Source organism: Paraburkholderia saeva (genome assembly GCF_907164555.1).
Taxonomy (GTDB): Bacteria; Pseudomonadota; Gammaproteobacteria; order Burkholderiales; family Burkholderiaceae; genus Paraburkholderia; species Paraburkholderia saeva.
In genome coordinates, this window is sequence record NZ_CAJQZC010000005.1 from 487902 (window position 1) to 506948 (window position 19047).

The window sequence follows — 19047 nt, forward strand, 5'->3', positions numbered from 1 at the left end:
TGGATTTTTAACTTGACGGGCTGCGGAGTATCAGACCGCGACGCCCGGAGGAAATGAAAATGACTGATGTTGTGATCGTATCGGCCGCACGTACTGGAGTCGGCAAATTCGGCGGGTCGCTGGCGAAAATCGCCGCGCCCGATCTAGGCGCGACGGTTGTCCGCGCGGTTCTCGCGCGCGCGGGCCTGAAGCCTGAGCAGATCAGTGAAGTCATCCTCGGTCAGGTGCTGACAGCAGGCTCGGGCCAGAACCCGGCGCGCCAGGCGCTGATCAAGGCCGGATTGCCGACGGCCGTGCCGGGCATGACGATCAACAAGGTGTGCGGCTCGGGCCTGAAGGCCGTGATGCTTGCCGCCAACGCGATCATTGCGGGCGACGCGGATATCATCGTCGCCGGCGGTCAGGAAAACATGAGCGCCGCGCCGCACGTGCTGCCGGGCTCGCGCGACGGCTTCCGCATGGGCGATGCGAAGCTCATCGACAGCATGATCGTCGACGGCCTGTGGGATGCGTTCAACCACTATCACATGGGCACCACGGCGGAAAACGTCGCGAAGGAATACGACATCACGCGCGAGCAGCAGGATGCGTTTGCAGCGTTGTCGCAGAATAAGGCGGAAGCCGCACAGAAGGCCGGCCGTTTCGATGATGAAATCGTCCCGGTCGAAATCCCGCAACGCAAAGGCGATCCGGTACGCTTCGCGACCGACGAATTCGTGCGCCACGGTGTGACCGCCGAATCGCTCGCAGGCCTGAAGCCGGCGTTCTCGAAGGAAGGCACGGTGACGGCCGCGAATGCGTCGGGTCTGAACGACGGCGCGGCAGCCGTGGTTGTGATGTCGGCGAAGAAGGCCGAAGCACTCGGTCTCACGCCGCTCGCGCGCATCAAGGCATATGCGAACGCGGGCGTCGATCCGAAGGTGATGGGCATGGGTCCGGTGCCGGCGTCGCGCCGCTGCCTCGAACGCGCGGGCTGGAGCGCGTCGGACCTCGACCTGATGGAAATCAACGAGGCGTTTGCAGCACAGGCGCTCGCCGTGCACAAGCAGATGGGCTGGGACACGTCGAAGGTCAACGTGAACGGCGGCGCGATCGCAATCGGTCACCCGATCGGCGCGTCCGGTTGCCGGATTCTCGTCACGCTGCTGCACGAAATGCAGAAGCGCGATGCGAAGAAGGGCCTCGCGTCGCTGTGTATCGGTGGCGGGATGGGCGTGGCGCTGGCAGTCGAGCGTTATTGACGGTGGGCGGCGCGGTTGTCTGTGCGGCACGGCGCTGCCTTGTGCAGCGTCGTCAGGACGAGGCAACGGCCGTCATGCGGTTCGCGCGAAGGCGGAGTCGCGGCAGGGAGGCTGGCCGGGATTCCCGCAGGGCAGAGGGCATGGAGACAGTAGTGGCGAGGGTTGAAGCTGCCGGTCAATACCGGTGGGCACCTTGCACAACGATAATGGAGTGTGGTTTATGTCACAGCGAATTGCGTATGTAACGGGCGGGATGGGCGGCATCGGCACGAGTATCTGCCAGCGTCTGCACAAGGAGGGTTTCAAGGTCGTCGCTGGCTGCGGCCCGAATTCCCCGCGTCGTGTGAAGTGGCTGGGCGAGCAGAAGGCGCTTGGGTTCGATTTCATTGCGTCCGAAGGCAACGTCGGCGACTGGGAATCGACGAAGCAGGCATTCGACAAGGTGAAGGCCGAAGTCGGCGAGGTCGATATCCTCGTCAACAACGCCGGCATCACGCGCGACGTCGTGTTCCGCAAGATGACGCATGAAGACTGGACGGCGGTCATCGACACTAACCTCACGAGTCTCTTCAATGTGACGAAGCAGGTCATCGACGGCATGGTGGAGCGGGGTTTTGGCCGCATCATCAATATTTCGTCGGTGAACGGACAGAAAGGGCAGTTCGGCCAGACGAACTATTCGACTGCCAAGGCCGGCATTCACGGCTTTACGATGTCGCTGGCGCAGGAAGTCGCGACGAAGGGCGTGACGGTCAACACCATTTCGCCGGGCTATATCGGTACGGACATGGTGAAATCGATTCGCCCCGATGTGCTGGAAAAGATCGTGGCGACGATTCCGGTGCGCCGTCTTGGGCATCCGGACGAAATTGGCTCGATCGTGGCGTGGCTCGCGTCCGACGAATCGGGCTTTTCGACAGGCGCCGATTTTTCACTGAACGGCGGCCTGCATATGGGCTGATCCTGCTTGCGCCCCGTTCCGGCGGGGCGTTGCGGATCAGATGGTTCCGGCGGCGTCTCGCATTGCGCAAGGGTTCGATTGCGCGTGCGACTGGCGCCGTTTCTGCGCTCTCGGGCGCTTAAAGGCGTTAAATGACAACGACTACTACAAAGAAGACGACGGCCGAACGACTCATCAAGAAGTATCCGAACCGCCGGCTGTACGATACGGAGACAAGCACGTACATCACGTTGACGGACGTGAAGACGCTCGTACTGGATCAGGAAGACTTCAAGGTCATCGACGCCAAGAGCAACGAGGACCTGACGCGCGCGATCCTGCTGCAGATCATTCTCGAAGAAGAAAGCGGCGGCCTGCCGATGTTTTCTTCATCGATGCTCTCGCAGATCATCCGTTTTTACGGGCACGCGATGCAGGGCATGATGGGCACGTATCTTGAGAAGAACATCCAGGCGTTCATCGATATTCAGGCAAAACTCACCGATCAGTCGAAGACGCTCTACGAAGGCAACGCGATGAACCCGGAAGTCTGGTCGCAGTTCATGAACATGCAGGCGCCGATGATGCAGGGGATGATGACGAGCTACATCGAGCAGTCGAAGAACATGTTCGTGCAGATGCAGGAACAGATGCAGACCCAGGCGAAATCGATGTTCAGCACGTTCCCGTTCAACAAGCAGCCGAATCCGAATCCGGAGCCGGAGAAGAAGTAAGGAAGCGCGGCGGCAATGCCGGAAAGCGGCGGATCCGTGCTGCCTGTGTCACGCCGCCTGCAGGTCGCGTAGCGCATCCGGGTGTAGCGCAGCAACCCGCAGCAGGGTTTGCGCTGCCCCGGTGGGTTGCCGCCGGCCTTGCTCCCAGTCCTGCAGCGTCCGGGTCGATACGCCAAGCAGCGCGGCAAATGCGCTCTGCGACAGGCCGACTTTCGCGCGGGCAAGGGCCGCCGCGGTTGGCTCGACTTTCGTGATGCGCGCCGCGCGCCCCGCCTTCATGTCGCGGACAGACTTCAGCAAGTCCGCCTGGACCTGTTCCATTTCCTTATCCATGTTCAATCTCCTGGCGTAGCCGGTTGAGAAACGTGGCGGGCAGATCGTCGAACTTCGCTTTCGTGTACGCGATCAGAAACCAGATGCAGCCATGCTCTAGCAGGTTGTAGTAGACGGCACGCGCGCCACCCCGTTTTCCCATACCCGGTCTCGACCACCGCACCTTGCGCAGGCCTCCTGTTCCGGGGATCACATCTCCGGACAACGGATTGCTGGCAAGCCACTCAATAAACGACTCACGTTCATCTTCGTACCAGATTTCCTCCGCGTAGCGTTGGAACACCTTTGTCTCGATGATCGTGTATATCGGTCTGAATTATACGGCCTTGCCGTATATCAAACAAGAATTCATTTGTTAAGAATGATGGGGCCGGGCATGGGGCCGGTTGAGTCGACGGGGCGAGACGCGGCGCAGGAAACACGCGGGATGGCACGTCAGCGCAGGGTTCGTATCGAATGCTATTGCTGCAGTGCCGCATCGACAATTCAGCCGATCGGACGACTGGCGGGGCTTTGGCCGCCCCGCGCCAATCCCGCGCCCCGTCCTTGGCCGACCGGCCCCGGCGGCGCGGTACAATGCGGGGTTACGTCACCGCTATCCGCCGGACCATCCCCTATGCCGCAGAATGCCTCCCCCATCACGCCGACCCAGGCCGCCCCGAAAGTCGGGTTCGTGTCGCTCGGCTGCCCCAAGGCGCTCGTCGATTCCGAGCAGATCATCACGCAGCTGCGCGCCGAGGGTTACGAAATCTCCGGCACGTATGACGGCGCGGATCTCGTCGTCGTCAACACCTGCGGGTTTATTGACGAAGCCGTGCAGGAAAGTCTCGACGCAATCGGCGAGGCGCTGACCGAAAACGGCAAGGTAATCGTCACCGGCTGCCTTGGCGCGAAAAAGAGCGCGAGCGGCAGCGGTCTCATCGAAGAAGTGCACCCGAAGGTGCTCGCCGTCACCGGCCCGCACGCGCTCGGCGAAGTCATGCAGCACGTGCACAACCATCTGCCGAAGCCGCACGACCCGTTCGTCGATCTCGTGCCGGCCGCGGGCGTGAAGCTCACGCCGCGTCATTACGCGTATCTGAAGATTTCCGAAGGTTGCAATCACCGCTGCACGTTCTGCATCATCCCGTCGATGCGCGGCGACCTCGTGTCGCGTCCGGTCGCCGAAGTCATGCTCGAAGCGGAGAACCTCTTCAAGTCCGGCGTGAAGGAACTGCTCGTCATTTCGCAGGACACGAGCGCGTACGGCGTCGACGTGAAGTACCGCACGGGCTTCTGGAACGGCAAGCCGATCAAGACGCGCATGACGGACCTCGTCGGCGCGCTCGGCGAACTCGCCGCGCAATACGGTGCGTGGGTGCGTCTGCATTACGTGTATCCGTATCCGAGCGTCGACGAAGTCATTCCGATGATGGCCGAAGGTCCGTACAAGGGTCACGTGCTGCCATATCTCGACGTGCCGTTCCAGCACGCGCATCCCGAAGTGCTGAAGCGCATGAAGCGCCCGGCCAATGCCGAAAAGGTGATGGAGCGCGTGAAGAAATGGCGCGAGATCTGCCCGGATCTGACGATCCGCAGCACGTTCATCGCCGGTTTCCCGGGAGAGACAGAAGAGCAGTTCCAGACGCTGCTCGACTTCATCCGCGAGGCGGAACTCGATCGCGTCGGCTGCTTTGCGTATTCGCCGGTCGAAGGCGCGAGCGCAAACGAACTCGACGGCGCATTACCCGACGAAGTGCGGGAAGAGCGCCGTGCGCGCTTCATGGAAGTCGCCGAGGAAGTCTCGGCGAAGCGCATCGCGAAAAAGGTCGGCAGGACGCTGAAGGTGCTCGTCGACGAAATCAACGCCGACGGCGGCATCGGCCGCACGGCGGCGGATGCGCCGGAGATCGACGGCGTCGTGTACATCGCGCCGGCCGTGAAGGCGTCGAAGCGCTACAAGGTGGGCGACTTCGTGTCGGTGAAGATCACCGGGGCCGACGGCCATGATCTGTGGGGCGAGGTGTAAGCCATGAGCGCAGCGTTTCCCGGGATTCTCGCGCTGGGCGAGGCGATGGTCGAATTCAACCAGTCGTCGAAAGACCAGCCGGACTACCTGCAGGGCTTTGGCGGCGATACGTCGAACTTCTGCATCGCGGCTTCGCGCCAGGGCGCGCGTACCGGTTTCGTATCGGCAGTCGGCGACGATCACTTCGGGCGCCTCCTCGTCGACCTGTGGAAGACTGAAAACGTCGATACGTCGATGGTGCGCGTCGACGGCGGCGCGCCCACGGGCGTCTATTTCGTCTCACACGGCCCGGCCGGTCACCAGTTCGACTATCTGCGCGCCGGTTCGGCCGCGAGCCGCTATGCGCCGCGCGACCTGCCGCTCGATGCCATCGCGGCCGCGAAGGTCATTCATCTGTCGGGTATCAGTCTCGCGATCAGCGTGAGCGCGTGCGATGCCGCGTTCGCTGCGATCGGCCATGCCCGCGCAAACGGCGTGGCCGTGAGTTTCGATACGAACCTGCGTCTGAAGCTGTGGCCGCTCGCGCGGGCGCGCGCGGTAATGCTCGAAGCGATCCGCCAGACGGACATCTGCCTGCCAAGCTGGGACGACGTCACCGACCTCACGGGCCTCACGGGCCGCGATGAGATCGTCGACTTTCTGCTGGCCCAGGGTCCGCGCGTCGTTGCGCTGAAACTCGGCAAGGAAGGCTCTTACGTGGCGACGCCGGACGAACGCCGCGTCGTGCCGGGCCGCGTCGTGAAGGCGGTCGATGCAACCGGCGCCGGCGACTGCTACGGCGGCGCATTTATCGCGCGCATCGTCGCGGGCGACGACCCGTTCGAAGCCGCGCGGTATGCGAACGCGGCAGCGGCGCTGTCGACGCAGGGCTTTGGTGCAGTGGCGCCGATTCCACGGCGCGAGGCTGTCGAGGCGCTGCTCGCCGGCTAGAACACGATACGGGCGCGTGTCGGGTATCCGGGCAGCCGGCTCGCACGTCGCCATCCAGATCATTCAAGAAGAGAGGAGCAGATGATGGAACGCGAAGTCGTAGTAGTGAGTGCAGTACGTACGGCCATTGGCGACTTTGGTGGCAGCCTGAAGGATTTCTCGCCAACGGATCTGGGCGCACGCGTGGTGCACGAAGTGCTGGCACGCGCGAACGTTTCAGGTGAGGACGTCGGCCATGTTGTGTTCGGCAACGTCGTTCATACCGAGCCGAAAGACATGTATCTCGCGCGCGTCGCGGCGATCAACGGCGGCGTTGCGCAGCACGCGCCGGCGCTCACCGTGAACCGCCTGTGCGGTTCGGGCCTGCAGGCGATCGTCTCGGCCGCGCAGGGCATTCTGCTCGGCGACTCGGACATCGCGATTGCCGGTGGCGCCGAAAACATGAGCCGTGCGCCGTACATGATGCCGGCCGCGCGCTTCGGTCAACGCATGGGCGACGCCCGTCTCGTCGACATGATGCTCGGCGCGCTGAACGATCCGTTCCAGTCGATCCACATGGGCGTGACCGCCGAAAACGTCGCGAAGAAGTACGACATTTCGCGTGACACACAGGACGCGCTCGCGCTCGAATCGCATCGCCGCGCGGCCCATGCAATCCAGAACGGTTACTTCAAGGACCAGATTCTCCCGATCACGATTCCGTCGAAAAAGGGCGATACCGTATTCGATACCGACGAGCACGTGCGGCTGAACGCATCGCCTGAAGATTTCTCGAAACTGAAGCCGGTATTCGCGAGGGAAAACGGCTCGGTTACCGCCGGCAACGCGTCGGGTATCAACGATGCCGCAGCAGCAGTCGTGCTGATGGAGCGCGGCGAAGCCGAGAAGCGCGGCGCGAAGCCGCTTGCGCGCCTCGTCGCCTACGCGCACGCGGGCGTCGATCCGGCGTACATGGGTATCGGTCCGGTGCCGGCCACGCGCAAGGTGCTGGAGCGCGCGGGCCTGACGGTTGCCGACCTCGATGTGATCGAGGCGAACGAAGCGTTCGCCGCCCAGGCGTGCGCCGTCAGCAAGGAACTCGGGCTCGATCCGGCGAAGGTCAATCCGAACGGCTCGGGCATTTCGCTCGGCCACCCGATCGGCGCAACCGGCGCACTGATCACCGTGAAGGCGCTTTACGAACTGCAACGCACCGGCGGTCGTTATGCGCTCGTGACGATGTGCATCGGCGGCGGTCAGGGCATCGCGGCGATCTTCGAGCGCATCTGACGGGCTGCAACGCGTGAGCACGAACGAAGGAACGAACGGATGCAACAAACGAAGCCGATGAAGCATCGCAGGGCGTGGCGCAGCCTGATGGACGGCGCGGTGGCGCTGTCCATGCTGTGCGGCGCGTGTGTGGTGGCGCTCGCCATGCTGTCCATGCCCGCGCACGCACAGAGCGACGCGGTGAAGGAACTGGCCGCGCCGCCGCCCATCGAGCTGCCGCTAAAACCGAGCCGCGAATTCGCGAAGTTTCCGCGCTACGTGGGCATGCTCGGCAACCGGCAGATCGTGCTGCGACTCGGCCCGAAATCCGACGATCCTTCGGGCGTGCACGGCGAATATCAGTTCACCGATAACGGCGCGGTGATCCTGATTGCCGGCGATCGCGACGGCGATACGCTTGAAGTCGAGGAATCGAACGACGGCACGCATATCACCGGCAACTGGGTTGGCAAGTTCGCCCCTGACGGCACGCTCGCCGGTGAGCGGATGAACGTCGACGACTCCGATCCGCAGCCGTTCGATCTTGGTCCGCTGGCGGCGGGCCAGCCGGTGCCCCCGCCGGTCGCCGCAAAGGCGCCGGCTGAGACGTCCGCGCCTGCATCGGGCGGACATCCGGTGGGCGGCGTGAGCAACGTCACGACGGGCGACTGACCGACGCCGCCGGGCGTGCGCGTTGCAGCGGGAGCGCATGCCGGCGCAAGCTGTCCGATGCACCCGCGCAACATGCATGCGCAGCCCTTGCAACACGATTAACCACGTTCTTATCTGACCGGATTCACCATGACTGACACTCCCTCCAGACGCGGCCTGCAGACCCGTATCGTGCGCGCGGAAGACGACCTTACACCCGGCTTCGAATCGTTTGCCGTACCGGTCACGCGCGCGTCGACGGTGGTGTTTCCCGATCTCGCCGCGATGCGCGCGCTCGACTGGCGCAACGACGCGCAGTGGCGCTACGGCCTGCATGCGACGCCGACGTCGCTCGTCCTCGCGCAGCGGCTCGCCGCGCTCGAAGGCGGCAATCATGCGCTGTTGCAGCCGTCGGGGCTGTCGTCGATTTCGAATGTGTACTTCGGCCTCGTGAAAGCGGGGGACGATGTGCTGATTCCCGATAACGTCTATTCGCCGAACCGCGATCACGGCGACTGGCTCGCGCGCGATTTTGGTATCACCGCGCGTTACTACGACCCGATGGTGGGCGCCGGCATCGCTGACCTGATCCAGCCCAATACGCGGCTGATCTGGCTCGAAGCGCCGGGCTCCGTGACGATGGAAGTGCCCGACGTGCGCGCCATCACGACCGTGGCGCGCGCGCGCAACGTCGTGACTGCGATCGACAACACGTGGTCGGCCGGTCTCGCGTTCCGTCCGTTCGAGCAGGGCGTCGACATCTCCGTGCAGGCGTTGACGAAGTATCAGTCGGGCGGCGGCGACGTGCTGATGGGCGCGACAATTACCGCCGACCGCGAACTGCATCTGAAGCTGAAGGCGGCGCGCATGCGCATGGGGATCGGCGTGTCGTCGGACGACTGCTCGCTGATTCTGCGCAGCCTGCCGAGCATGAAGATCCGCTTCGAGCAGCACGACCGCAGTGCGCTCGCGCTCGCGAAGTGGCTGAAGACGCGTCCGGAGATCGCGGCGGTCCTGCATCCCGCGTTGCCGGATTGCCCGGGCCACGAATTCTACGAGCGCGACTTCACCGGTGCGGGCGGCCTGTTTTCAGTCGTCTTCGACGGCAAGTACAGTGCGGCGCAGATCGATACGTTCTGCGAGTCGCTGGAGCTGTTCTCGCTCGGCTGGAGCTGGGGCGGCGCGCACAGTCTCGCGATGCCGTACGACATCGCATCGATGCGTACCGAGGCGCAATGGCCGCATCGCGGCACGCTGGTGCGGTTCTATATCGGGCTGGAGGAAGAGGCCGATCTGCGCGCGGATATCGAGCAGCGTCTTGCGGCGCTCGCCTGAGCGCTGTCGCACCGGTTCGCCGCAAGGAGAAACGCCACCTTTCGAGGTGGCGTTTTGCGTTTTACGCGCTTCGCAATGTGTGGATCAGAAGAGGCGCAAGAGGCCATCGAGCCCGACGAAGTTAAACGCCACGCTCGCCGCTTCGCGCACCACCGGCTTCGCGCGAAAGGCCACGGAAAGACCCGCTTCGGCCATCATCTTCAGATCGTTCGAACCGTCGCCCATCGCGATGGCACGCGTTGGCTCGATGCCGAGCTGCGCGCAGGTTTCGCGCAATGTGCGCGCCTTGACATCGGCGTTGACGATTTCGCCCGTCACACGCCCGGTCAACTTGCCGTCCACGATTTCGAGCGTGTTCGCGCGGGTGAAATCGAGCCCGAGACGCGACCTCAGTTTTTCGGTGAAGAACGTGAAGCCGCCGGAAACCAGCAGCGTTTTCAGGCCGGCCGCTTGCGCGCCTGCGAGCATCTGCTCAGCACCCGGCGAAAGCCGGAGCCGCTCTTCGTACACCCGTTCGAGCGCACCTGCGTCGAGCCCTTCGAGCAGCGCGACCCGCCGCGTCAGGCTTTCGTTGAAGTCCTTGATTTCGCCGCGCATCGACGCCTCGGTGATCGCCGCGACCTCTGCCTTGAGTCCGCAGAAATCCGCGATTTCGTCGATGCATTCGATCGTGATGAGCGTCGAATCCATGTCCATCGCGACGAGGCCGAAATCGCGCAGCGCGCGACCCGGTTCGACAAACGCGTAGTCGAGCTGGTGCGTTCCGCAGTAGACGTCGAGATCGGCGCGCTGCGACGGGTTCGCCGCTTCGATCCGAAGCGTGTGGGTGTCGAGCGGTGTCAGGCGCGTACCGCGCGCAAGCGCGACGAGCGGTTTGAAATGCGTTTCGGCGATCGGCGCAAGGCTTTGGATGACGAGGTTCATGACGACGCAGGTTGGGGCGGAAGGCGGGTAACGGTCGGGCGCGCACGCGCGGGAAATCCGGCTATTGTAACGGTTCGGCGTGCGCGCTTTCGGAGGGCGCACGCGCGGTGCTGCATACTCGCCCGACCGACGGCATGCCCGCGCAGCACGCCGGCAACGCACACCGGGCGCAAACACAGACGGACGCAAACAACGACAGCCGGAGACCTGCCATGCTCCCAGACAGCGACGAACGCGCACTTGCCCGCGGTTTCAACCTGCGTCACCTGACGCCCGCGTTCCATGCCGACCCGTATCCCGTCTATCGCGCGCTGCGCACGCATGAGCCGGTCAGGCGCATGCCGGACGGGTCGATCTTCCTCACGCGCTATCGCGACGTGCAGGCGGTTTATCGCGATCCGAAGACGTTCAGCTCCGACAAGACGGTCGAGTTCCGGCCGAAATATGGCGCATCGCCGTTGTACGAACATCACACGACGAGCCTCGTCTTCAACGACCCGCCGCTGCATACGCGCGTACGCAAGCTGATCGCGGGCGCGCTGACCGCGCGCGCGATCGCGGCGATGGAGCCAGGTCTGATCCGGCTTGTCGACGCTCTGCTGGATGCGACCGCCGAACGCGGCGAGATCGATCTGATCGATGCGTTTGCGTCGGCGATTCCGGTCGAGGTCATCGGCAATCTGCTCGACGTGCCACACGAGGAGCGCGAGCCGTTGCGCGCGTGGTCGCTCGCGATTCTTGGCGCGCTCGAACCCGTGCCGACCGAAGCGCAACTCGAACGCGGCAATCGCGCAGTGACGGATTTCGTGAGCTATCTGAAGGGACTCGTCGCCGCGCGTCGTCGCACGCCGGGCGATCCGCAACACGACGTGCTGACACGCCTGATTCAAGGCGAAACGGATGGCGAGCGTCTTTCAGAGGCTGAGTTGCTGCAAAACTGCATCTTCATTCTCAATGCAGGTCATGAGACGACGACGAACCTGATCGGCAACGGCATCGTCACGCTCAGCGAATGGCCTGACGAACGCGCGGCGCTGCAACGCGAACCGGAGCTGATTGCGAGCGCGGTGGAAGAATGCCTGCGCTTCGAAAGTTCGAACCAGCTGGGCAATCGTATGACGACGGTCGATACAGAAATCGGCGGTGTCGCGGTCGCGTCGGGCACGCCGGTCACGTTGTGCATCGGCGCCGCGAATCGCGACCCGGAACAGTTCGCGAACCCGGAGCGGTTCGACATACGGCGTGAACCGAACCGGCATCTCGCGTTCGGCTTCGGCATCCACCAGTGCGCGGGACTGTCGCTCGCGCGACTCGAAGCGCGCATCGCGATAGGCCGTTTTGTGCAGCGTTTTCCGGCGTACCGGCTGAGCGGCGAACCAGTGAGAGGCGGACGCGTGCGTTTTCGCGGCTACGCAAAAGTGCCCTGCCAGGTGCGCTAGTGCCACATGGAAGCGCGCTGAAGTCCGCATCTTTTTCCGGCGCAACGCAAGACTTACAGCTTCTTCACGCGGCGCTTGCGGGTGCCTGAAACGCCGGGGCACGGCGCGCGTGGCGGCTACAGCGTTTGTTGCCGCGTGGCACGCTTGGTGCTTCGCTCCAGTTCCAGGCTTCGAGGAGCGCACGATGGCACACATGATCTGGAAGGGCGCGATCAGCTTCGGACTCGTGCATGTTCCGGTGCAACTGTATCCGGCCACGAAGTCCGAAAAAGTCGGTTTCAACCTGCTCGACAAGCGGACGATCGATCCGATCGGCTACCGGCAGATCAACAAGCGCACCGGCAAGGAAGTCACACGCGAGCACATCGTACGCGGCTTCGAATACGAGAAGGGACAGTACGTCGTGCTCTCCGATGCGGAGATCCGCTCGGCCAACCCGGAATCGACGCAGACGGTCGACATCCTCGCGTTCGTCGATGCGCCCGATATTTCGTTTCTGTATCTCGACACGCCGTACTACCTTGCGCCCGATCGCAAGGGCGAAAAGGTCTACGCGTTGCTGCGCGAAGCGATGAAATCGTCGGGCAAGATTGGCGTCGCGAACGTCGTGCTGCACAACAAACAGCATCTTGCCGCGCTGATTCCCGTGGGGCCGGTGCTCGCGCTCAACACGCTGCGCTGGGCCGACGAAGTGCGCCCGTTCGATGAACTCAAGTTGCCATCGGAAGGCGTGAAGGCGTCGGGCGTGAGCACGCGCGAGCTCGACATGGCGAAGAAACTCATCGATGACATGAGTGATGCGTGGGACCCGTCCGCGTATCACGACACGTTCCGCGACGACATCATGGCGCTCGTCGACAAAAAGGTGCGCGCGGGCAAGACCGAGGAAATTACCGAGGTCGAGGAAGACGCACATCCGCATCGCTCTGCCGACATTCTCGACCTGTCCGATCTGCTGAAGCGCAGTCTGAGGCGCGGCAAGGGCAAGCCCGCATCGCGCGCCTCGAGAGAAGAAGCGGACGAAGAGGAGGTCGAAGTGCCCGTCAAGCGCGCCGCGTCGCGGAAAAAGGGACCCACGGCCACGCGCCGCGCAGGCAGCGGCGACGGCCCGAAGAACGCGCCACCGCGCCGGCGTCGCGCGGCATGACGAAGCGTGTACGCGCGCCTGCTTTCCACGCATCCGCTCGCAGCTACGACGATCATGACCGACAGACTCGACACCTATACGCGCAAACGCCGCTTCGATGAAACGCCAGAACCGTCCGGCGTGCCGGCGAAAAAGCGCGCCTCGGCGAAGACGTCGACGCAGAGGCGCACGCATGCACTTTCATACGTAATTCAGGAACACGATGCGCGCCGGCTTCATTACGACTTCCGTCTCGAACTCGACGGCGCGCTGCTGTCGTGGGCTGTACCGAAGGGGCCGAGTCTCGATCCGTCGGTGAAGCGCCTTGCGGTGCACGTCGAAGATCATCCGCTGGAATACGGCTCGTTCGAAGGCACGATCCCGGAAGGCAACTACGGTGCAGGCGACGTGATCGTCTGGGATCGCGGCACGTGGGAGCCAGCGGAAGGCGAAGCGCACGCGCGCGAGGCGTACAAGGCAGGCAAGCTCAAGTTCGAACTGCATGGCGAAAAGCTGCGCGGCGGCTGGACGCTTGTGCGTAGCCACATGCGCGGCTCCGGCGACAAGGAGCAGTGGCTGCTCATCAAGGAACGTGACGTAGAAGCACGCGACGAAAGCGCCTACGATGTGCTGAAGAAAATGCCGGGCAGCGTGCTCGACGTGAACAGACGCGGCGCATCGAAGAAGAAAACGCCAGCGACAAAAAAAGCGGTCGCGAAAAAACTTTCGGCTGCGGCCAGTTCGAAGAAGACGGACATCGTCGCGACGCGCAGCGCGAAATCGCTACGTGAACTCGCAGCGACCCCCGCTATCGAAGGTGCAAAAAAAGCGACGCTGCCAGCGAGCCTCAAGCCGCAACTCGCGACGCTCGTCGACACCGCACCGCCTGGCGACGAGTGGCTCTACGAGATCAAGTTCGACGGCTATCGTGTGCTCGCGCGCATCGATCATCGCGCGAACAGGGAGGCGCCGGTGAAGATATTCACCCGTGCGGGCAATGACTGGACATCAAAATTTCGCCAGCAGGCCGACGCGCTCGCGAAACTCGACATCGAATCGGCGTGGCTCGATGGCGAAGCCGTCGTGCTCGACAACAACGACGTGCCAAGCTTCCAGCTTCTGCAGAACGCGTTCGACGCCAACCGCGCGCAGGACATCACGGTCTATTTCTTCGACGTGCCGTTTCTGAACGGCTACGACCTGCGGGGCGTGCCGCTCGTGCAGCGTCGCGCGATTCTCAAGGCGTTGCTGGAACCGTTGAAGCACAACGTGCTGCGTTATTCGGACGACTTCGGTTTCAGCGCGGACGCGCTGCTCAAAAGCGCATGCGACATGGCGCTCGAAGGCATCATCGGCAAACGTCGCGACAGTCTCTATGGCGCGGGGCGCACGTCGTCGTGGGTCAAGCTGAAGTGCCGGCGGCGTCAGGAGTTCGTGGTCGGTGGTTATACGGGACCGGCTGGCAGTCGTGCGGCTTTTGGCGCGCTGCTGCTGGGCGTCTACGACGCGCACGGCAAGCTGCAATACGCGGGGCGCGTCGGTACGGGTTTCGATGCGGCAACGTTGCGTTCGGTGAAGAAAGAACTCGACGCGCTCGAAACGCAGCGGATGCCGTTCGCGAATGCGCCGCGCGAACGCAGTCGCACGCCGGTGCACTGGGTCAGGCCGGAACTCGTCGCCGAATGCAATTTCGCGGAATGGACCAGCGAGCGGATCGTGCGGCAGGCGTCGTTCGTCAGTCTGCGTCGCGACAAGCCAGCGCGGCAGATCGTCAGGGAAGCGCCGCGCAAAGGAGCCGAAGTGGAACAGTCATCAGGTGAAGCCGTCTCTTCCGCGTCCACGCCGAAAAAGCGCGCCGCAAGGCAGACCGGCAGCGAGTTAGCCGCGGGAACAGCGCCCGCAAAGCCGACCACTAAACGCGCGACAAAAAGTGCTGCTGCGAAAGCCGGCGAAACATCGGTTGCGGGCGTGCGCGTCTCGCATCCGGACCGCGTGATCGACAAAAGCACCGGCACGCGGAAGATCGATCTCGTGCGCTACTACGAATCGGTGGCGCGCTGGATGCTGCCGCACCTGGAGGACCGTCCCGTTTCGCTCGTGCGCGCGCCAGAGGATATCGGCGGCGAACTGTTCTTCCAGAAGCACAGCCAGAAGCTCTCGATCCCCAACGTGACGCAGCATCCGGGTCTCGATCCGGAGCATCCGCCGCTGATCACGATCGAGAGTGTCGAGGCGCTCGTCGGCGCCGCGCAGATGGGCACGATCGAACTGCATACGTGGAATGCGGTGGCGTCGAACATCGAGAAGCCGGATCGCGTGGTGTTCGATCTCGATCCTGACCCGTCGCTTGGCTGGGACAAGATGATCGAAGCTGCGTTGCTTACGCGTTCGCTACTCGAGGAACTCGGCCTCGCGTCGTTCTGCAAGACGAGCGGCGGCAAGGGCTTTCATGTTGTCGTGCCGCTCGCGAAACAGGCCGGCTGGGACGAAGTGAAGGCGTTTTCGCAGGCCATCGCGCAACACATGGCGACGACGCTGCCCACGCATTTCGCCGCGAAGATGGGCGCGCAGAACCGCAAGAAAAAAATCTTCGTCGACTATCTGCGCAACAATCGTGGCTCCAGCACCGTGGCGGCGTTTTCCGCACGCGCACGGCCGGGGCTCGGCGTCTCGGTGCCGCTCGCGTGGGACGAGGTGCCGGCGACCCAGGCCGGCGATCAATGGACCATCGCGAACCTGCACGAACGGCTCGACGCATTGAAGACAGACCCGTGGGCCGGTTACGCGAAGACACGTCAGCGCATCACCGCCGCGATGAAAAAGCGGCTCGACGAAGCCGGATCCGTATGAGCCCAGGCGTCGCCCGCCTGAAGACGTGACGAACCCGAACTGGAGAAAGACGATGAAAACATCACCCCAACCTTCGACGACGGCCCATGGCCGCGAGACGTCCAGAAAAAGCGGGCAGGACTCGTCGACGGGCCATGCGAGCCCGCCCACCGACGACAACGTGCCGCTGCCGCACGAAGCGGATCAGGACCCTGGCGGCCATCACGATCAGGAGCCGCATCGGGTCGGCAAGCAGGCGCATCACGATGTCGAACACGGTCTGGAAGACACCGACCGGCGTGGCGGCGACGCGTACCAGCAACGCACGCAGAACGAGTCGAATGCAAACCGGAACTCGGCGTCAAAGCCGAAGAGCGGCCGCGCGAACGGCATTGAGCGCTAGCGCGGCGCCTGGTCCCAGTACGGCGGATCGCCGAAATGCGCGCTGAGAAAGTCGATGAAGGCGAGGGTCTTCGGCGGCACGAAGGTACGCGTCGGGTACACGGCCCAGATTGCGACGGTCTCTGCCAGCGGGTAGCTGTCGAGGACCGTCACGAGTTCGCCGCTGCGCAGGTACCCAGCGACGTCCCACGTCGACTTGAGCGCGATGCCGAAGCCGTCGAGCAGCGCGGCGCGGATCACTTCGCCGTTGTCGGTGGCGAACCGGCCGTTCACGCGCACGTTGATCCGGCCAGTCGGCGTCACGAAGCCCCAGTCGCGCTGGTCAGAGAGAATCACGCACTCGTGGTCCTCCAGGTCGGACGGATGGCGCGGCTCGCCGTGCGCTTCCAGATACGCGGGCGAGCAGCAGATCACGCGATGGTTCACCGCAAGCCGGCGCGCCACCAGCGACGAATCCTTCAGTGCACCGAGCCTGATCGCGACATCGATCCCGGCGTCGACCAGGTCGATCATCTGGTCGGTCAAACGCAGGTCGACGCTGACGCCCGGAAATTGACGCAGAAACGCCGGCATCACAGGCGACACGTGCTGGCGACCGAACGACGATGGCATCGTCACCCGCAACCGGCCTTGCGGGCCCGACTGCGCGTTGCCGACCGAGCCGCGCGCCGTATCGGCCGCGTCGAGCAGCGTCTGCGCGTGCGTCATGAATGCTTCGCCGTCCTGCGTGAGACTGAGGCGGCGCGTGGTGCGATGCAGGAGTCGCGCGCCTAGCACGTGTTCCAGACTGGCGATCCGCGCGCTCGCCACCGCGGCTGAAAGGCCAAACTCGCGTCCAGCCGCCGAAACGTTGCTGAGGAGCGCCGCGCGCACGAACAGCGCCACATCAAGCAGATCGAGCCGTTCACGCTCTCGCAGCGGTCGGGAAGGGGTCATTATTCGGAAAATCAGGAAAATGTTTCAGTCATTATGACGGTTTTAGCAGAAGAAAGAACGGCCTACGATGCCATCAGTCCCGATCGAAAAGCGCCGTTCAAGGGCATGAAAGAGCCCGTCGCGGCGCACCGGTCGCCCATTTCGAACTGACATCCGTAAATCCAGGAGTGCGCCATGAAAGCCGTCGGTCTTCATCGTTATCTGCCCATCGACAATCCCGAATCGCTCATCGACCTTGAGATCGCCATGCCGGAAGCACGCGGGCACGATCTGCTCGTCCAGGTGGAAGCAATTTCCGTGAATCCGGTGGACACCAAGGTCCGCGCGCCGAAGGATCAGACCGAGGCCACGCCGCGCATCCTCGGCTGGGATGCCGCCGGAACGGTGGCCGCTGTCGGCCCCGACGTCACGCTCTTCAAGGTCGGCGACCCGGTGTTCTATGCAGGCAGCATCACGCGGCCGGGCGCGAACAGCGAATACCACCTTGTGGATGAACGGATCGTCGGACGCAAGCCGGCCTCGCTCGAGTTTTCGCATGCGGCTGCCTTGCCGCTGACCGCGATCACCGCGTGGGAAGCACTTTTCTCGCGCCTCGGCATTTCGCCGGAAGGCAGGGACAGCGGACGATCGGTGCTGATTGTCGGCGGTGCGGGCGGCGTGGGTTCGATCGGCATCCAGCTCGCAAAGCAGCTCGGCAAGCTGAAGGTGATCGCGACCGCGTCGCGGCCCGAATCGGCGAAGTGGGCGACCGAACTCGGCGCGGATCATATCGTCGATCACTTCAAGGACATCCCGGCGCAGCTGAAGGCGCTGGGTCACGAACAGGTTGACTACGTGCTGATCTTCAACGACACCGACCGGCATTTTCCGGCGGCCGCCGCTGTCATCAAGCCGCAAGGCGGCATCTGCACGATCGTGGAAAACAGTGCGCCAGTCGCCGTCGAACTGCTGAAGGCAAAGAGTGCGGCGTTCCATTGGGAATTCATGTTCACGCGTTCGATGTTCGGTACGCCCGACATGATCGAGCAGCACAAACTGCTGACCGAAGTGGGGCGCCTGATCGATGCCGGCACGCTGCGCACGACGCTCGGCGAGAACCTCGGACCGATCAACGCGGCGAACCTGCGCCGTGCGCACGCACTGCTCGAAGAAGGCCGCGCGATCGGCAAGCTGGTACTGACCGGGTTCCGAGGTGACGGGAGGTAGCCCGACATTGCCGGACTACCGCACGTAACGGAACGGAACGCAAAAGCAGAAACGGCGCTGCCGCAAGCGGGGTAATACCCGATTCGCCGGAAGCGCGCGCGTGGCCACGAGGCAGTAGACTAGACTGTGTGGGCATCGCGTAACAACGGCTGCGTGGCCGCACGACGGGCGCGCAGCGGCACAACAACGAGGTGACGATATGAGTCCCAGCCTTAGGTGTTTCGCCGTTTCTGTTGCTGCTTCACTGGTGTGCGGGTTGGCGACGCTGTCGCACGCCGCCACGCCGATCACGGTCACGTCGCAATCGGCGATGGACGGGCCGATCAAGTACACGGTCAAGGTCACGTCGAAGCAGTTTGGCAACTCGCAGGAGACACGCCAGATCCGCTCCGGCCAGATGGATGACTACACATGGAAGACCGTGCCGCCGGGCGGCCCCGTGCCGGGCACCGACCAGTGCCCGAACTATGCGTCGCTGCCGCTCGATGCGAACGGTGCGATGATCCGTCAGACCCAGGTGCGCCTGGCGCCGGTCGTTGCCAGTGACGGCACCGCCACCGTGCAGATGAACTTCCAGGCACAGGCGCCGAAGGGCACGAAGTCGGTGACGGCGGGTGGACAGACGCTCAAGTGTCCGAACGACGTGACGGTGAGCCAGGTGGTCCGTTTCACGATGCCGACCAACGGCACCGCGAAGACGATCACGATCAGCGACGGCACCCAGGTCGTTGTGACGGCAAAGCGTTGATCGCTTGATCCGGCTTC

Annotated in this window: 18 protein-coding genes; 14 read left to right on the top strand and 4 right to left on the bottom strand. The window is 63.7% G+C overall.

The window, feature by feature from the left end; translation table 11 throughout:
* Positions 1-59: 59 nt before the first annotated feature.
* The 3 genes from LPA36_RS16640 to phaR all read left to right on the top strand — a co-directional run bounded on the left by LPA36_RS16640 (position 60) and on the right by phaR (position 2915).
* A complete protein-coding gene (locus LPA36_RS16640; RefSeq protein ID WP_228878678.1) occupies positions 60-1241 on the top strand; it encodes an acetyl-CoA C-acetyltransferase in 1182 nt (393 codons plus the stop codon).
* Positions 1242-1461: 220 nt separating this feature from the next.
* A complete protein-coding gene (locus tag LPA36_RS16645; protein WP_228878681.1) occupies positions 1462-2202 on the top strand; it encodes a 3-ketoacyl-ACP reductase in 741 nt (246 codons plus the stop codon).
* Positions 2203-2333: 131 nt separating this feature from the next.
* Complete coding sequence (gene phaR / locus LPA36_RS16650; protein WP_228878685.1) at positions 2334-2915, top strand: polyhydroxyalkanoate synthesis repressor PhaR; 582 nt, start codon at positions 2334-2336, stop codon at positions 2913-2915.
* A gap of 48 nt (positions 2916-2963) precedes the next feature.
* Here phaR and LPA36_RS16655 read toward each other — a convergent pair whose 3' ends face one another.
* Together LPA36_RS16655 and LPA36_RS16660 are read right to left on the bottom strand one after the other, a co-directional pair.
* Complete coding sequence (locus LPA36_RS16655) at positions 2964-3248, bottom strand: helix-turn-helix domain-containing protein (RefSeq protein ID WP_228878687.1); 285 nt, start codon at positions 3246-3248, stop codon at positions 2964-2966.
* On the bottom strand, positions 3241-3555 hold the full coding sequence (locus tag LPA36_RS16660; RefSeq protein WP_228878866.1) for a transcriptional regulator: 315 nt from the start codon (positions 3553-3555) through the stop codon (positions 3241-3243). Before LPA36_RS16660 ends, LPA36_RS16655 begins: the two co-directional genes overlap by 8 nt.
* A gap of 309 nt (positions 3556-3864) precedes the next feature.
* Between LPA36_RS16660 and rimO the strand changes: the two genes are divergently transcribed.
* From rimO to LPA36_RS16685, 5 genes are all read left to right on the top strand, one after another.
* Complete coding sequence (rimO, locus tag LPA36_RS16665) at positions 3865-5256, top strand: 30S ribosomal protein S12 methylthiotransferase RimO (protein WP_228878688.1); 1392 nt, start codon at positions 3865-3867, stop codon at positions 5254-5256.
* A 3-nt stretch (positions 5257-5259) separates the two neighbouring features.
* Positions 5260-6186 carry a sugar kinase gene (locus LPA36_RS16670; protein WP_228878690.1) on the top strand — a complete coding sequence of 309 codons (927 nt, stop codon included), beginning with the start codon at positions 5260-5262 and terminating at the stop codon, positions 6184-6186.
* Positions 6187-6270: 84 nt separating this feature from the next.
* Positions 6271-7455 (top strand): beta-ketothiolase BktB, encoded by a 1185-nt coding sequence (gene bktB, locus LPA36_RS16675; RefSeq protein ID WP_228878867.1) that lies wholly within the window; start codon positions 6271-6273, stop codon positions 7453-7455.
* Positions 7456-7494: 39 nt separating this feature from the next.
* On the top strand, positions 7495-8106 hold the full coding sequence (locus LPA36_RS16680) for a hypothetical protein (protein ID WP_407674292.1): 612 nt from the start codon (positions 7495-7497) through the stop codon (positions 8104-8106).
* Positions 8107-8235: 129 nt separating this feature from the next.
* A complete protein-coding gene (locus tag LPA36_RS16685) occupies positions 8236-9420 on the top strand; it encodes a cystathionine beta-lyase (protein ID WP_228878691.1) in 1185 nt (394 codons plus the stop codon).
* Positions 9421-9504: 84 nt separating this feature from the next.
* Here the strand turns inward: LPA36_RS16685 and serB are convergent, their stop codons facing one another.
* The gene (serB, locus tag LPA36_RS16690) at positions 9505-10344 is read right to left on the bottom strand and encodes a phosphoserine phosphatase SerB (protein ID WP_228878693.1); all 840 of its coding nucleotides are present in this window, start codon (positions 10342-10344) and stop codon (positions 9505-9507) included.
* A 212-nt stretch (positions 10345-10556) separates the two neighbouring features.
* Here serB and LPA36_RS16695 point away from each other — a divergent pair, with 212 nt between their 5' ends.
* From LPA36_RS16695 to LPA36_RS16710, 4 genes are all read left to right on the top strand, one after another.
* Positions 10557-11783 carry a cytochrome P450 gene (locus LPA36_RS16695; protein WP_228878695.1) on the top strand — a complete coding sequence of 409 codons (1227 nt, stop codon included), beginning with the start codon at positions 10557-10559 and terminating at the stop codon, positions 11781-11783.
* Between the two features lie 184 nt (positions 11784-11967).
* On the top strand, positions 11968-12930 hold the full coding sequence (gene ku, locus LPA36_RS16700) for a non-homologous end joining protein Ku (protein WP_228878696.1): 963 nt from the start codon (positions 11968-11970) through the stop codon (positions 12928-12930).
* Between the two features lie 54 nt (positions 12931-12984).
* On the top strand, positions 12985-15759 hold the full coding sequence (ligD, locus tag LPA36_RS16705) for a DNA ligase D (RefSeq protein ID WP_228878698.1): 2775 nt from the start codon (positions 12985-12987) through the stop codon (positions 15757-15759).
* Between the two features lie 52 nt (positions 15760-15811).
* Complete coding sequence (locus tag LPA36_RS16710) at positions 15812-16141, top strand: hypothetical protein (RefSeq protein WP_228878700.1); 330 nt, start codon at positions 15812-15814, stop codon at positions 16139-16141.
* Here LPA36_RS16710 and LPA36_RS16715 read toward each other — a convergent pair.
* Entirely contained in the window at positions 16138-17076 is a 939-nt protein-coding gene (locus LPA36_RS16715; RefSeq protein ID WP_228878708.1) for a LysR family transcriptional regulator, read from the bottom strand. The two genes, LPA36_RS16710 and LPA36_RS16715, sit on opposite strands and share 4 nt — an antisense overlap.
* A gap of 174 nt (positions 17077-17250) precedes the next feature.
* On the opposite strand from LPA36_RS16715, the gene LPA36_RS16720 reads away from it, so the two are divergent.
* Entirely contained in the window at positions 17251-18282 is a 1032-nt protein-coding gene (locus LPA36_RS16720) for a zinc-binding alcohol dehydrogenase family protein (protein ID WP_228878710.1), read from the top strand.
* 199 nt (positions 18283-18481) lie between these two features.
* A complete protein-coding gene (locus LPA36_RS16725) occupies positions 18482-19030 on the top strand; it encodes a DUF6013 family protein (protein ID WP_228878713.1) in 549 nt (182 codons plus the stop codon).
* The last annotated feature ends 17 nt before the right edge of the window (positions 19031-19047 follow it).